This window comes from Methylobacterium sp. 174MFSha1.1 (genome assembly GCF_900116815.1).
In the GTDB taxonomy this organism is placed as follows: Bacteria; Pseudomonadota; Alphaproteobacteria; order Rhizobiales; family Beijerinckiaceae; genus Methylobacterium.
The window spans coordinates 41,674-56,127 of sequence record NZ_FPCB01000027.1 but is presented as its reverse complement, the minus strand read 5'-3'; the positions used below and the strand labels follow the sequence as shown (position 1 = coordinate 56,127).

12 protein-coding genes and 1 pseudogene are annotated in these 14,454 nt (G+C 70.4%); 9 read left to right on the top strand and 4 right to left on the bottom strand.

Annotated elements, in window-relative coordinates:
• Positions 1 to 161: 161 nt before the first annotated feature.
• Positions 162 to 1,049 (bottom strand): aromatic amino acid exporter YddG, encoded by an 888-nt coding sequence (locus tag BM430_RS22535; RefSeq protein ID WP_093569487.1) that lies wholly within the window; start codon positions 1,047 to 1,049, stop codon positions 162 to 164.
• An 82-nt stretch (positions 1,050 to 1,131) separates the two neighbouring features.
• Here BM430_RS22535 and BM430_RS22530 point away from each other — a divergent pair.
• The 5 genes and pseudogenes from BM430_RS22530 to BM430_RS22510 form a co-directional block, all read left to right on the top strand.
• Positions 1,132 to 1,761 (top strand): annotated as a pseudogene (locus BM430_RS22530) (alpha-ketoglutarate-dependent dioxygenase AlkB); the annotation flags it as partial.
• A gap of 142 nt (positions 1,762 to 1,903) precedes the next feature.
• The gene (locus BM430_RS22525; RefSeq protein ID WP_177303141.1) at positions 1,904 to 2,854 is read left to right on the top strand and encodes a hypothetical protein; all 951 of its coding nucleotides are present in this window, start codon (positions 1,904 to 1,906) and stop codon (positions 2,852 to 2,854) included.
• A 303-nt stretch (positions 2,855 to 3,157) separates the two neighbouring features.
• Positions 3,158 to 4,057 (top strand): LysR family transcriptional regulator, encoded by a 900-nt coding sequence (locus BM430_RS22520; protein WP_093569485.1) that lies wholly within the window; start codon positions 3,158 to 3,160, stop codon positions 4,055 to 4,057.
• A 198-nt stretch (positions 4,058 to 4,255) separates the two neighbouring features.
• Positions 4,256 to 5,671 carry an aspartate ammonia-lyase gene (gene aspA, locus BM430_RS22515; RefSeq protein WP_093569484.1) on the top strand — a complete coding sequence of 472 codons (1,416 nt, stop codon included), beginning with the start codon at positions 4,256 to 4,258 and terminating at the stop codon, positions 5,669 to 5,671.
• 118 nt (positions 5,672 to 5,789) lie between these two features.
• Complete coding sequence (locus BM430_RS22510) at positions 5,790 to 7,103, top strand: dicarboxylate/amino acid:cation symporter (RefSeq protein ID WP_093569483.1); 1,314 nt, start codon at positions 5,790 to 5,792, stop codon at positions 7,101 to 7,103.
• Positions 7,104 to 8,045: 942 nt separating this feature from the next.
• On the opposite strand, the gene BM430_RS22505 is transcribed toward BM430_RS22510, so the two are convergent.
• Positions 8,046 to 8,849 (bottom strand): alpha/beta hydrolase, encoded by an 804-nt coding sequence (locus BM430_RS22505; protein ID WP_093569482.1) that lies wholly within the window; start codon positions 8,847 to 8,849, stop codon positions 8,046 to 8,048.
• A 187-nt stretch (positions 8,850 to 9,036) separates the two neighbouring features.
• On the opposite strand from BM430_RS22505, the gene BM430_RS22500 reads away from it, so the two are divergent.
• Complete coding sequence (locus BM430_RS22500; protein ID WP_093569481.1) at positions 9,037 to 10,245, top strand: pyridoxal phosphate-dependent aminotransferase; 1,209 nt, start codon at positions 9,037 to 9,039, stop codon at positions 10,243 to 10,245.
• Between the two features lie 13 nt (positions 10,246 to 10,258).
• Positions 10,259 to 11,206, top strand: coding sequence for a 2-hydroxyacid dehydrogenase (locus tag BM430_RS22495; RefSeq protein ID WP_093569480.1), 948 nt, complete (start codon positions 10,259 to 10,261; stop codon positions 11,204 to 11,206).
• 10 nt (positions 11,207 to 11,216) lie between these two features.
• On the opposite strand, the gene BM430_RS22490 is transcribed toward BM430_RS22495, so the two are convergent.
• The gene (locus BM430_RS22490; protein WP_093569479.1) at positions 11,217 to 11,786 is read right to left on the bottom strand and encodes a hypothetical protein; all 570 of its coding nucleotides are present in this window, start codon (positions 11,784 to 11,786) and stop codon (positions 11,217 to 11,219) included.
• Between the two features lie 303 nt (positions 11,787 to 12,089).
• The gene (locus BM430_RS22485; protein WP_093569478.1) at positions 12,090 to 12,422 is read right to left on the bottom strand and encodes a CCDC90 family protein; all 333 of its coding nucleotides are present in this window, start codon (positions 12,420 to 12,422) and stop codon (positions 12,090 to 12,092) included.
• Between the two features lie 258 nt (positions 12,423 to 12,680).
• Between BM430_RS22485 and BM430_RS22480 the strand changes: the two genes are divergently transcribed.
• Both BM430_RS22480 and BM430_RS22475 read left to right on the top strand, forming a co-directional pair.
• A complete protein-coding gene (locus tag BM430_RS22480; protein ID WP_093569477.1) occupies positions 12,681 to 12,995 on the top strand; it encodes a hypothetical protein in 315 nt (104 codons plus the stop codon).
• 48 nt (positions 12,996 to 13,043) lie between these two features.
• The gene (locus BM430_RS22475) at positions 13,044 to 14,411 is read left to right on the top strand and encodes a PepSY-associated TM helix domain-containing protein (protein ID WP_093569476.1); all 1,368 of its coding nucleotides are present in this window, start codon (positions 13,044 to 13,046) and stop codon (positions 14,409 to 14,411) included.
• Positions 14,412 to 14,454 lie beyond the last annotated feature (43 nt).

Here is a 14,454-nt window from a genome sequence, read left to right as displayed (position 1 = left end):
GTAACGGGCTATCTGGTTGAGGAAGCTATAGCATTTTCCGACCAAGTGGCTTCCGGTTGGGCGAAGAAAATGCGGCAACATCAATGACCTAGAGCAGCGCCCGATTGCAACGTGATCGGGCGCTGCTCTAGGCTCATGCTGCAAGACGATCGGGCAGCGCTCTAACTTCCCGTTACCGTCTCCCGGCCCCCGCCCGCCCGCGTCGCCACCAGCGCCCCGGCCACGATGAGCCCGCAGGCCAGCGCCAGCGACCACGTCGCCGGCGCGTAGCCCGCGGCGACGAGGATCAGGGTGGAGAGCACCGGTGCGGCGTAGGAGCCGACGCCGAGGAGGCGGATGTCGCCGCGCTTCACGCCGATGTCCCAGAGGTAGAACGCCGCCCCGACCGGGCCGAGGCCGAGGGCCGTCACCGCCGCCCATTGCGCCGCTCCTTGCGGCCACACCGTGCGCTCGAAGGCGAGGTGGCAGACGAGGCTCAAGGCCGCCGTCGCGAGGCAGAAGCCCGCCACCGCGTCGGTCGGCACGGCGCCGACCCGGCGCGACAGCACCGAGTAGCCCGACCACAGGAAGGCGCAGGCGAGCGCCGCGGCGTAGCCCGGGAGCGCCGCGGGCTCGAAGCTGAGCGAGCCGCGGCCGAGGAAGAGCGTGACGACGCCGGCGAGACCCAGCAGCGCCCCGGCGAGGTGCGCCGCGCGCAGGCCCCCCTCCCCCGGCAGGAGGGTGGAGAACAGCACGATCAGGAGCGGCCAGAGATAGCTGATGAGTCCGGCCTCGGCCGGCGGCGCGAGGCGCAGGGCGGCGAAGTAGAGCGCGTGGTAGCCGAACAGCCCGACGATCCCGAGCGCCCAGACCGAGAGGGGCTGGCGCAGGGCCGACAGGCCCGAGGGACGCACGATCCAGCTGGCGCAGCCGAGGAGCCCGCCGACCAGGAAGGTCATGGCGGCGAGCTGGAACGGCGGCACCGCGCCGGAGGCGGCGGTGAACAGGGCGAGCAGCGACCAGAGCAGGATGGCGCCGGAGCCGATCAGGGTGGCGGAGCGAATCGTCATGCCCCGGGCCTAGCATGCCCGGGCCTGCCGGCTCACGCGGGAATCGGCTAGGACACGACGCCATCCGCCTGAGGAGCATGCCCTGATCGAACTCGCCCCCGGCCTGATCCACTACCCCGGCTACCTCGACGCCGCGGCGCAGGGCGCCCTCGCGGACGACCTCGCGGCCGTGCTGGCGGAGGCCCCGCCCTTCACGCCGGCGATGCCGCGCACGGGCAAGCCGTTCTCGGTGCGGATGACGAATTGCGGCCCCCTCGGCTGGGTCTCCGACCGGGCGGGGTACCGCTACCAGGCGACGCACCCGGAGACCGGACGGCCCTGGCCGGCGATGCCGGCGGCCGTGGCGCGGGCCTGGGCCGAGCTCGCCGGCTGCCCGGCGGAGCCGGAGGCCTGCCTCGTCAACCTCTACGCCCCCGGCACCCGGATGGGCCTGCACCAGGACCGGGACGAGGCGGAGTTCTCGGCCCCCGTCCTCTCCCTGTCGCTCGGCGCGGCCGCGCTCTTCCGCTACGGCGGCCTCCGGCGCTCCGATCCGACCCGCTCGGTGCGGCTGTCGTCGGGCGACGCCCTGGTGATCGGCGGCCCGTCGCGCCTGATCTTCCACGGCGTCGACCGCATCCTGCCCGCGGACCTGCTGGCCTCCGGACCGGGACCGGTCCTGCCCGGGGTGGTGGCGGGCGGGCGCCTCAACCTGACCTTGCGGCGCGTCTCGGCGATCGGCCCGCTTGACAGACCGGCGCGCACGGCCGACGCATCCGGCGAAGTCCGAGACGATGCCCGATCCCGGGCGGCCTCTCGCCAACCCAGAGACGAGTCTGATGCCGACGAGTCCCCTGTCGCTGCGCGTGCTCCCGATGCGCGTCCTGGCGCTCCTGTCCTGTTTTCTGGCCGGTCTCCTGGCCCTGCCCGCCGGGGCGCTGGCCGCCGATCCGGTCTATCCGCCGGGCTCGCGCTTCGGCTTCGAGCCGGCCAAGGACATGGTGGTGTCGCGCCGCTTCACCGGCTTCGAGCGGCCGGCCGGCGGCGCCACGGTCTCGGTGGTCGAGCTGCCGCCCCAGGCCTACAAGGACCTCACCGCCAACTTCACCGACGAGAACCTGAAGAGCCAGGGCCTCGTGGTGAAGACCCGCGAACCCCTGAAGCTCGCCGACGGGCGCGAGGGCCTGCTGTTCACCGGCGAGCAGCCGATCGAGCAGCCCGCCGGCGCGCCGGCCCTGCACAAGTGGGTCTTCCTCGTCTCGGACCCGACCGTGACCGGCATCATCATCGGCCAGACCCTGCCGGCGGCGGAATCCGACGAGGCGATGCGCGCGATGCTGACCAGCGTGCGGGTGCGCCCGGCCCTCACCCTCGACCAGCAGGTCGCGGCCCTGCCCTTCCGGGTCACCGAGACCGCGGGCTTCCGCCCGGTGCGGGTGCTCGGCGGCAACTCGGTGCTCTACACCGACGGGCCGAAGGACCAGATGATGAACCTGGAGCAGCCGATCCTGGTGCTGGCCGAGGCGGTGCAGCCGGCGCCGTCGGCCGAGCAGCGCGACGCCTTCGCCAAGGCCGCCTTGTACTCGAACCAGACCATGAAGGACTTCGCGATCGAGCGCTCGCAGGGCTTCCGCCAGAACGGCGCCGACTGGCACGAGATCGTGGCGCGCGCCACCGACGTGCCCTCGGGCATGCCGGTGGTGGTGTCGCAGACCATCCGCTTCCAGCCCGACGGCTATTTCCGCGCCGTCGGCGTGGTGCGCGCCCAGGACCGCGAGGCGATGCTGCCGCGCTTCCGCAAGGTGGTGGACGCGATCACGTTCTGAGCGGACGCTCCCTCCGAGAGCCTGCCGCATTCGCTCGACGGTCGTTCCACCCTCGATGTCATCCCGGGGCCGCGAAAGCGGAACCCGGGATCCATAACCGCCGACGATGCAGAATGAGGTGGAACGCTGGTCGCCTCGTCCTGAAGCGTCAGCGGTTATGGATCCCGGGTTCTCGCCTTCGGTGAGCCCCGGGATGACGCAGAGAGTTGTCGACCGACGAGCCCGGTCGATAGACTGTCTCGCCGTCGCGTGAGGCGGCGGAGGCGGGAAGCACACCAGCCCCCGCCCGCCCGGACGACCGCGATGGAACTCAAGTGGATCGAGGACTTCCTGAGCCTCGCCGAGACCCGCAGCTTCTCGCGCTCGGCGGAGGCCCGCGCCGTGACCCAGTCGGCCTTCAGCCGGCGTATCCGCTCGCTGGAGGTCTGGCTCGGCACCGCGCTCCTCGACCGCAGCACCTACCCGATCACCCTCACCGCCGACGGGCGCCAGTTCCTCGAGACCGCCGAGGAGGTGGTGCGGCTGCTGACCTTGAGCCGGGCCGATTTTCGCGCCCGCAGCGACGGCACCGGGCTGCCGGTGGTGACGATCACGGCGCTGCACTCGCTCTGCCTGTCGTTCCTGCCGCGCTGGCTCGGGCGCATCCGTGACGCGCTGGGCCCGGTGGCGAGCCGGGTGCTGCCGGACAACTTCAACATCTGCGTCCAGGCCCTCGTCGAGGGCGGCTATGACCTGCTCCTGACCTATCATCACCCCGGCATCCCGATCCCGCTCGACCCCGAGCGCTATCCCTGCCGGGTCGTCGGCCGCGACAGCCTGGCGGCGGTCGCCTCCCCGAGCGGATTGAGGCCGGATGCGCGCGGCCGGCTGCCGCTGCTGCAATATTCCCGCGGCTCGTTCCTCGGGCGGCTGGCCGGCATCGCGCAATCCGCCGAGGACGCACCGGCGACCTACCCGGTCCACACCAACGAGAACTCGATGGCCGAGGCCCTGCGCTCGATGGCGCTCGGTGGCCACGGCATCGCCTGGCTGCCGCGCAGCCTGGTCGCGCCCGAGATCCGGGCCGGCGCCCTGACGGTGCTCGGCCGCGAGATGCCGATGGACATCCGCCTCTACCGCAGCGCCGAGCGCCACCGCTCCTTCCTCGACGAGGTCTGGGCCGTCGCGGCGGAGGACCCGCCAAACTATTCGGATGCGGAATAGTTCATCGCAAACCTAGCATTGGCGTTGCCGGCGATGCGGGATTATTCCGCCGCCATCCGGTGACGGCGCCGCGGTTCCCTTGGCGGAACCCACCCGATCCCGGCCCCAGACCGCCCATCCGACGCGGCCCCGCCGCCTGCGCGCCCTCCGGTGCGCCGGCTCGCGGCCGCGTGCCGAAAAATCCGCCAGGAGCCCGCCTTGACCACGACCGCGACCCGCATCGAGCACGACCTTCTCGGCGACCGGGAGGTGCCGGAGAGCGCCTATTACGGCATCCACACCCTGCGCGCCGTCGAGAATTTCCCGATCACCGGCATGACGCTCGCCACCTGCCCCGACCTGATCCGGGCGCTCGCGGCGATCAAGCAGGCGGCGGCGCTCGCCAACCGCGAGCTCGGCCTGCTCGACCCGGAGCGCTGCGACGCGATCGTGGCGGCCTGCCTCGAGATCCGCGGCGGCGCCCTGCACGACCAGTTCGTCGTCGACCAGATCCAGGGCGGGGCCGGCACCTCGACCAACATGAACGCCAACGAGGTGATCGCCAACCGGGCGCTCGAAAAGCTCGGCGCCGCCCGCGGCGATTACGGGCGGCTGCACCCGAACGAGCACGTCAACATGGGCCAGAGCACCAACGACGTGTACCCGACGGCGCTCAAGATCGCCGGCATCGGGGCGATCCGCCGCCTGATCGACGCCATGGCGGCCCTGCGGACCAGCTTCGAGGCCAAGGCGCATGAATTCCGCGACGTCCTCAAGATGGGCCGCACCCAGCTCCAGGACGCGGTGCCGATGACGCTCGGCCAGGAATTCGGCACCTACGCCCGGATGCTGGCCGAGGACGAGGCCCGCCTCGGCGAGGCCGAGCTCCTGATCCGCGAGATCAATCTCGGCGCCACCGCGATCGGCACCGGCATCACCGCCCACCCGCTCTATGCCGGCCTCGTGCGCGAGCGGCTCTCGACCATCACCGGGATCCCGCTGATCACCGCGGAGGACCTGGTGGAAGCCACGCAGGATTGCGGCGCCTTCGTGCAGGTCTCGGGGGTGCTCAAGCGCGTCGCCGTCAAGCTGTCGAAGACCTGCAACGACCTGCGCCTGCTCTCGAGCGGGCCGCGGGCGGGCTTCAACGAGATCAACCTGCCGGCGCGCCAGGCCGGCTCCTCGATCATGCCCGGCAAGGTCAACCCGGTGATCCCGGAAGTCGTCAACCAGGTCGCCTTCGAGGTGATTGGCAACGACGTCACCATCACCTTCGCGGCGGAGGCCGGTCAGCTCCAGCTCAACGCCTTCGAGCCGGTGATCGCCTACAGCCTGTTCCGCAGCCTGGCCCATCTCGAGGCGGCCTGCCGCACCCTCGACGTCCATTGCGTGCGCGGCATCACGGCGAACCGCGAGCGCCTGCGCGCCAGCGTCGAGAACTCGATCGGGATCGTGACGGCGCTCAATCCCTATATCGGCTATCGCAACGCCACCGCCGTCGCTATGGAGGCGCACGCCACGGGCCGGGGCGTCTACGACCTCGTGCTCGAGAAGCGGTTGATGGCCAGAGATCAGCTCGACCGGGTACTCCAGCCCGACCAGCTGACGCGCCCGCAGGCCCTGACGGCACTCTAAGAGAGCGGCCACTTCACGGACGGAAACGCCAGACATCTGCGGGAAACCTCGGGCGCGCTCACCATGGCGCCCGGGGCCCTTGCCGCACATCCGTTCACCCCTGGGAGGAACATGACACATGGCACAGGTTGAATCGACCGGACGTTCGGGCCGGCTGACGCTCTATACCGGAATCGGGCTGGCGCTCGGCGTCGCCGTCGGTGCGGTGCTGCACGGCATGGCGGGAAGCCCGGCGGAAGCGAAGGAGATCGCCGGCTACTTCACCATCGGCACCGACATCTTCCTGCGGCTAATCAAGATGATCATCGCGCCGCTCGTCTTCGCCACCATCGTGTCGGGCATCGCGAGCTTCGGCGACACCAAGACCGTCGGCCGCGTCGCGGGCCTCGCCATGGGCTGGTTCCTCACCGCCTCGATCGTCTCGCTCTCGCTCGGCTTCCTCGTCGCCAACCTCTTCCAGCCCGGCGCCAGCCTCGGCCTGCCGCTGCCGGATGCTGGCGCGCAGACGGGCCTCAAGGCCGCCTCGATCAACCTGCGCGAGTTCATCACCCACGTCTTCCCGACCAGCATCGTGTCGGCGATGGCGACGAACGAGGTGCTGCAGATCCTGGTCTTCTCGGTGTTCTTCGGCTCCGGCCTCAGCGCGATCGACCGCCGCTACGCCGACCCGATGATCCACATGCTGAACGGGCTCGCGCAGGTGATGTTCAAGGTCACCGACGCGGTGATGAAGGTGGCGCCGCTCGCGGTCTTCGCCGCGATGGCCTCTGTCGTCACCATCCAGGGCCTCGGCGTCCTCGTCGATTACGGCAAGTTCATCGCGGTGTTCTATCTCGGCCTCGCGGTGTTGTGGGCGCTCCTCATCGGCGCCGGCTGGCTCGTTCTCGGCAACAGCGTCGTGCGGTTGCTGCGCCTCCTGCGCACCCCGATGATCGTCGCCTTCTCGACCGCGAGCAGCGAGGCCGCATTCCCGCGCACCGTCGAGGTGCTGGAGAAGTTCGGCGTGCGCCCCCGCGTCACCGGCTTCGTGCTGCCGCTCGGCTACTCGTTCAACCTCGACGGCTCGATGATGTACCAGGCGCTGGCCTCGCTGTTCATCGCCCAGGCCTTCGGCATCCATCTCGGCATCACCGAGCAGCTCACCATGCTCCTCGTCATGATGGTGACCAGCAAGGGCATCGCCGGCGTGCCGCGCGCCTCGCTGGTGGTGGTGGCCGCGACCGTGCCGATGTTCGGCCTGCCCGCCGCCGGCATCCTGCTGATCATGGGTGTCGACCAGATCCTCGACATGGGCCGCACCGTCACCAACGTGCTCGGCAACGGCCTCGCCACCGCCGCGGTCGCCCGCTGGCAGGGCGAGATGGACGAGGGCGCGGACGAGACGGTCGATGCGCCCGCCGCGGTCGCGATGCCGGCTGGCAAGGCGGCGTGAGGTGGGGCCGGCGGTCGTCGCGGACGGCCGCCGGCCCGGTCAAGTCAACCGACTTGACACCCGAATTCTTCAGAGCCTGCTCGATATGGACTGCAGAGATTAACGTCTACCAAGTCATTCCGGGGCGCACCGAAGGCGAGAACCCGGAATCCCTAAGCGCTAGGGTCGCGACCCAATCGGCACCAGAATTCTAGCACCGGGACGCACCGATACCACCGCCTACGAGAGCACCTGTTGGCCCGGCAACTGCGCCGCCAACTCCTGCTGCTCCTGTGGTGCACGCTCCCTTACGAACGTAAGTAGCACCGTTCCCCAAGTCTTTTCTCGCTTGTTGTGCGATCTTTCTGCCCTGCTTCAAGCTAGGACCTCTACCCCATCCTCTTGCCTCCGCGGGCGATTGGAGCATGAACAACGCACCCAGTGTTAATGCAGAAACATTCACAATCGACAGCTTCATCCGGGCCTCCCTGCATTGCCCAGCTTTGGAGATTATCCCTACCCTGACGGAATTCAAGGGGATTTATTGCACATGCGTCTCGCCCCTGAGTCGGAAGCCAGAAATCAAATGCAAACATATACTTAGCGCAAAAACATAAGCCCATCCGTCTCTCTGGCGGCCCTCATGCGAATCTAATATTTTATTTTTTGAAATTAGATACACTCGTTCCGATCTCTGATTCGCTCGCGCTCGCCTACAATTTCGATGTCGTTTGGCAGAGAAAAATATATAATAAACAAAAATATCCGAAATAATATTATTTGATTAAAAATTTCCCGCCGTCCGGGAGTGCTCAATTAGATTGCAACCTTTCAGGACAAGGTGGAAAGCGATCCATCTTTTTCTCCAACATCGGCGGTTATGGATTCCGGGTTCCGCTGCGCGGCCCCGGAATGACGCGAAGGTTTTGATATCCAGCGTGGGGAAGAGTTCTGAGCCCCGCCCTACCCCACCCCCGCCAGCAGCTCGACGACCTTCTCGGGGTTCGGCACCTCGACGTCGTGCGGCACCGCCAGTTCCCGGTACTGCCACCCGGCCTTGGCCTTCGCCCGCTGCCGGCTCGGCTCGATCGAGGCCAGGGCCGGGCTGGTATAGGCGACGTAGGTGACCGGCAGGCCGGCGCCTGCGGGCTTGCTCAACCGCACCGGGCTCTCGTAGGTGCCGATCGGATGCGGCCGCAGGCGCTGCATGAACCAGTCCTTGGCCGGGCCGGCGGGAATCGGGAAGGCCTCCGGGCCCGGCACCGGCAGCGCCACGCCCGCGCCCTGCTCCAGGGCGGTCTTGCGCCGGGCCTCCGCCATGCCGGCGGGCAGGATGGTGAAGGCGGTGTCGCCGTTCTCCGGGATCAGCGCGTCGAGATAGACGATGTGGCGGATCCGGTCGGTCATCCGGTCCGCGACCCCGGTGACCGCCATGCCGCCGTAGGAATGCCCGACCAGGACGATGTCGCGCAGGTCCTCCATGGCGATCAGGCTCGCCACGTCCTCGATATGGGTGTCGACCGTGATCTGGCGCGATAGGAGGTGGCTGCGCTCGCCGAGCCCGGTCTGGGTCGGCGTATAGACCCGGTGCCCTTGGCTGCGCAGGCCGGCGGCGACGTCGCGCCAGATCCAGCCGCCGCCATAGGCGCCGTGCACCAGCACGTAGGTTTTCGGAGCGGCGCCCTGCGCCTGGGCGGCGCCCGACGCGAGGGCGGCGGCACCGAGGGCGGAGACGCCCGCCAGGGCCGTTCTGCGGTTGACCGTCATGCTGTGGTTCCTCCCAGTGTTACTTCTTGGGAGCGTTGTAGCGGCCCGCCGGCCCAAATCCATCGGTCAGGATTCATCGCGCAAGAGTCCTGGCGACGGTATGCGCGGGTTGCGGCTCGCGCCCGACGCCCGCAATGCTATGGAGGGTCACCGACACGCTCCCCCCACACGAGGGCACGACCCAGCGATGACCCACGCGGAGACCACCCCACCGGACCTCTCGGCCACGCTGTCGCCGCGGATGCGCGGCATCGGCACGAGCCAGATCGGCCTCGTCGCCGACCGCGGCCGGGACGATCCCGAGGTGGTCAAGCTGTGGATCGGCGAGGGCGACCTGCCGACGCCGCCCTTCATCGTCGAGGCGGCCCACAAGGCGATGCTGGCGGGTCATACCCGCTACGCCACCTCCCTTGGCCTGCCGCGCCTGCGCGAGGCGCTGAGCGCCTACCACGCCCGGCACTGGGACGTGGACGTCCCGCCCGAGCGCTTCGCCGTCACCGCCGGCGGCATGAACGCGATCATGCAGGCGGCCCAGGCCCTGCTGGAGCCCGGCGACGAGATCATCATCCCCTCCCCGGCTTGGCCGAACCTAGCGGAAGCCGTGCGCATCACCGGCGGCGTGCCGGTGACGGTGCCCTACCGGGTGCAGGGAGACGGGCGCTTCGCCCTGCCGCTCGCCGACATCGCGGCGGCGATCACCCCGCGCACCCGCGTGATCGTGGTCAACTCGCCCTCGAACCCGACCGGCTGGATCATGCCGCTCGACGAGATGAAGGCCCTTCGCGATCTCGCCCGGGCGCGCGGCCTGTGGATCGTCGCCGACGAGGTCTACGCCCACTTCACCTACGGCAACGCCATCGCGCCGTCCTTCCTGCAGATCTGCACCGAGGACGACCGGCTGGTCGTCACCAACACCTTCTCGAAGAACTGGGCGATGACCGGCTGGCGCGCCGGCTGGCTGATCGCCCCGCGCGGGCTCGGGCCCACCTTCGCCAAGCTCGGCCAGTACAACACCACCTCGATCCCGACCTTCATCCAGCACGCCGCCATCACGGCGTTGGAGGAGGGCGACGGATTCATCCGCCAGATGGTCGCGCGCTGCGCCGAGAGCCGCGAGATCCTGGTCGCCGGCCTCTCGCGCCTGCCCGGCGTCACCGTGTCGGTGCCGGAGGGCGCCTTCTACCTGATGGCCCGGGTCGCCGGCCCCGGCACCCCGCGCCCCGACGAGACCAGCCTCGGCCTCGCCTTCCGGCTCCTCGAGGAGGCGAAGGTCGGCGTCGCCCCCGGCACCGCCTTCGGGCCCGAGGGCGAGGGCTTCATCCGCCTGTGCTTCGCCATCAGCCCGGGCCTCGCCCGGGAGGCGGTCGCCCGCCTCACCCCCGTCCTCGGCCGCTGACGCGAGGCTTTCGATGTCCGAACCGATCGCCTTCCTGGGCAATCTCGACGCGGAGGAGGAGGCCGGCTTCCTGGCGGCGCTCGCCGCCGCCATGCCCGAGGAGACCATCCGGCCGTTCCGGCACTTGAGCGCCGAGGAACGCGCCGGGATCCGGATCGCCATCGTGGCCAATCCCGATCCCGCCGAGGTGGCGCTGCTGCCGAACCTCGCCTGGATCCAGAGCCTGTGGGCCGGGGTCGAGCGGCTGGTGCGCGATCTCGGGCAGAGCAGCGCGCCGATCGTCCGCCTGATCGACCCCGAGCTCGCCCGCACCATGGCCGAGGCGGTTCTGGCCTGGACCTACTACCTGCAGCGCGACATGCCGGCCTACCGGCGCCAGCAGGAGGCCGGAACCTGGCGCCAGCACGCCTACCGGCCGCCGGCCGCGGTCACCGTCGGGCTCCTGGGCCTCGGAGCGCTCGGGAGCGCGGCGGCAGGGCGCCTGACGGGGGCGGGCTTCCGGGTCGCGGCCTGGAGCCGCTCGCCCAAATCGGTGCCGCCGGGGGTGACGGGCTATTCCGGGCCGGAGGGCCTCGGGGATCTGCTCGCGGCGAGCGACATCGCCGTCTGCCTGCTGCCGCTCACCGACGAAACGCGCGGTCTCCTCGACGGCGAGCGCCTCGCCGCGATGAAACCGGGGGCGGCACTGATCAATTTCGGCCGCGGGCCGATCGTCGCGACCGACGCGCTCCTCGCCGCCCTCGATGCGGGCCAGCTCTCGCACGCGGTGCTGGACGTGTTCGAGGTCGAGCCGCTCCCGCCCGGGTCGCCCCTGTGGCGCCATCCCGGCGTGACCGTGCTGCCGCACATCTCCGGGCCGACCACCCCGGCCAGCGCGGCCTCGGTCGTCGCCGGAAACGTGCGCGCCTACCGGGACACGGGCCGGATCCCGGCCGCGGTGGACGTGGGCCGGGGGTACTGAGAGGCCGCGCTCAGGCGGCGCGCCGGAACCGGAGCCCGAGGGGCGGCGCCGCGGCCGGTCCGGCGCCGGGCTCCGCCTGCTGCAGGCGCCGCAGCCAGTCCAGGGCGCTGCGGGCAGCCTCCTCGGCCTGGCGCGCACGGGCCTCGGCCGCCTCGATCATCACGACGGCCCGCGCCTGGGCGGCGCGGGCGGCATCCTCCGCCGCGAGCGTCCTCGCCTCGGCCGCATGGGCTCTCGCCTCCGCCGTGCGCACCCGCGACTCGACCTGACCTTCCAGCGCGGTGGCCTCGTCGAGGCGCTTGCGGGCGCTGCGCAGCAGGGTCTGGGCCCGGATCTCGCGCTCCCGGAGCTGCGTGTCGGCCTCGCCGGGGCCGTGCGCGGCTTTGCGGACATGCGCGATCAGCGCGTCCCAGTCCCGCGGCGGGGAGGCGCCGTCGACCGGCGTCAGGCCCTCGCGCGCGTTGATCGCGCCGATCGACCGGAGCACGCCGCCGAGATTCGCCACGAAGCTCTGCTCGAGCCGGTCGCACTCGGTGCCCGGCCGGGTCGCGCGAATGCTCTGGAAGACGTCGAGTCCCATGGCGTGTGTCCCGTCGGCCTGGTCGGGCCATGGATGAGCGTTGATGCCGACATTCGCTCGTTACGGTTAATTCTCGCTTAAGCGAAACACAGGAAAGCGGGGGACCGGGACTTTGACCCAAGGTCAGAATCCTGACATGCCGACCGGCCCGTCACGGCAGTTCGATGACACGGACGCGGGCACCCTGCTGCGCCGAATACTGGACTGGACTACCATCAGGCCGCGTGGGAGGCGCGGGGCGGCCTGGGCACGAGGGAAAGGCCCCCATGAAGACCCGACGTCCCGACCCGTTCGAGCGACGCGTCAGTGAGTGATGCGCAACAACGCCACGATCGCGCCGATGATGACGACGGCCTGGAAACCGATCGAACCAATCATCCATTTGATGATGTCGGACTTCGTGGCCTCGATCTTGGCCTCCAGGCGCAGCTCGGCCTCACTCAGATCCGATTTCGTCGTGATCTTCAGGGTCTCGATATCGGATTTGAGGTCGTTGATGTCGGACTTCGTGGCGAGATCGGCCTGGATTGCCTCGGCGATGGCCTCGGCCAGACCTTCGGCCTGCTCCGGCGACATCTTGGGCTTGTCGCGCAAGGTCCGGACGAAGCGCAGAGTATCGAAGGCGACGGCGGTCATTCGACTGTCTCACGTTGCGAGGAACCGGCCGACGCACTGCGCATGCGCCTGAGGTGTCGCGCTCGGATCAGTGTACAAGGGCCGGAGGGCCGCGACCACACCTCATCCGGAGACTGGGGCGCCGCAACGCGGCATCACCCGCCGAAAATCCGCTGAACCGTCCATCCTTCGTCATTGACGCTCTCCGGCCCGCTAGCCTACCCCTCCGGCATGCGCGGGAACCCACCGACACGGTCGATCGGTCGCGCGACCATTGCGGTGGTCGCGCTCTACGCGCTATGCCTGCAGGTGCTGCTCGGCGCCCTCGCCCCCGTGCCGGCCCAGGCGGCCCCGGGCGCGGTGATCTGCCATTACGAGGGGACGGACGGCGTCCCGCAGGGCGGCACCCACTGCGCCCTCGCCTGCTGCGTCGCGGCCCATCCCGTCCTCCTCGCGGGCCCGCTCCTCCTCGCCTTCCACCTTGCCTGGGACCGCCCGGGCCTCGCCGAGCGCATCCCGCCCGCCGCCGACGAGCGCCCGGCGCGCGCGCCGCCCGACGCGAGCGCCAGCCCACGAGGACCGCCGCAGGCCTGATCGACCGCGAACCCGCATCGATCACTGAGCCCTTCGGATCCTCGACTCATGCCCGTCTCCTCCGCCCCGGCCCCGGGGCGCGCCCGCCTGCGCGATGCCCTGCATCGCGCGGTGTGGCGCTGGCACTTCTATGCCGGCCTCCTCTGCCTGCCGCTCCTGGTCCTCCTGTCGGCGACCGGCTCGGTCTACCTGTTCAAGGACGAGATCAACCGCACGCTGTTCGCCCACCGCACCCTCGTGCCGGTGCGCGCGACGGCGCCTCTGTCGCCGGAACAATTGGTCTTCATCGCCGCCGACGCGGTGCCGGACGCCCAGCCGACGACCTATGCCGGCCCGGAGGCCCCCGACCGCACGGCCATCGTCACCATGGCGGGGCCCAAGGGCAAAACCCTCGTCTACCTCGATCCTTACGACGGCGCCGTCCTCGACCGGGTCGGGCGCGGCGAGGAGGCGATGATGGTGGTGCGCCGGCTGCACAGCCTCGCCTATTTCGGGCCGGTGGCGAACGGCCTGATCGAGGTCGTGGCCGGCTTCACGCTGATCCTGGTGCTCAGCGGGATCTACCTGTGGTGGCCGCGCGGCCAGAGCGGCGGACTCGTCTCGGTGCGGGGCACGCCGGCGCGGCGGGTGTGGTGGCGCGACCTGCACGCCGTCACCGGCTTCGTCGCCGGGGCCGGGCTGTTCTTCCTCGCCGCCACCGGCCTGCCGTGGTCGATCCTGTGGGGCGACCAGGTCCGGGCGGTGTCGAACCGCGCCGGGCTCGGCCAGCCGGACGCGCTCTGGGCCGGGGTGCCGGTCTCGACGGTGCCGATGGGCGCGGTGCTCGACCAGACCGGCTGGACGCTCGAGGCCGCGCCGCTGCCGCGCTCCGATGCCCGCGACGGCGTGCCGATCGGCATCGACCGGGCGGCCGAGATCCTGAACGGTCTCGGCATACCGGCGGGCTACGAGCTGGCGCTGCCGCAGGGCCCGACCGGCGTCTACGCGGCCGCCGCCTACCCACGCGACGTCACCCGCCAGCGGATGATCTCCCTCGACCAGTATAGCGGCCGGCCGCTGGTGAACGTGCGCTTCTCCGACATCGGGATCGTCGGGCGCGGGATCCAGTATGGGATCGGGCTGCACAAGGGCGAGGTCGCCGGGCGGCTCAACCAGCTGCTGATGCTGGCCTTCTGCCTCGCCACGATCCTGCTCGCCGTCACCGCCGCGGTGATGTGGTGGAAGCGCCGCCCCGCGGGCCGCCTCGGCGTGCCGGCCTGGCCCGACGACCGCCGCGCAATCGGCGCCGTCACCGGCCTCGTCGCGGCGATGGGGATCCTCTTTCCCCTCACCGGGCTGGCGATCCTGGCGATGATCGCCCTCGACGCCGCGTGGCTCGGCCTGAGGCGCGGCCTGCGCCGGCCCGCGACGGCCTGACGCGAGCCCCCTGACGCGACCTCTGGCCGGCGCTCGCGCGCCG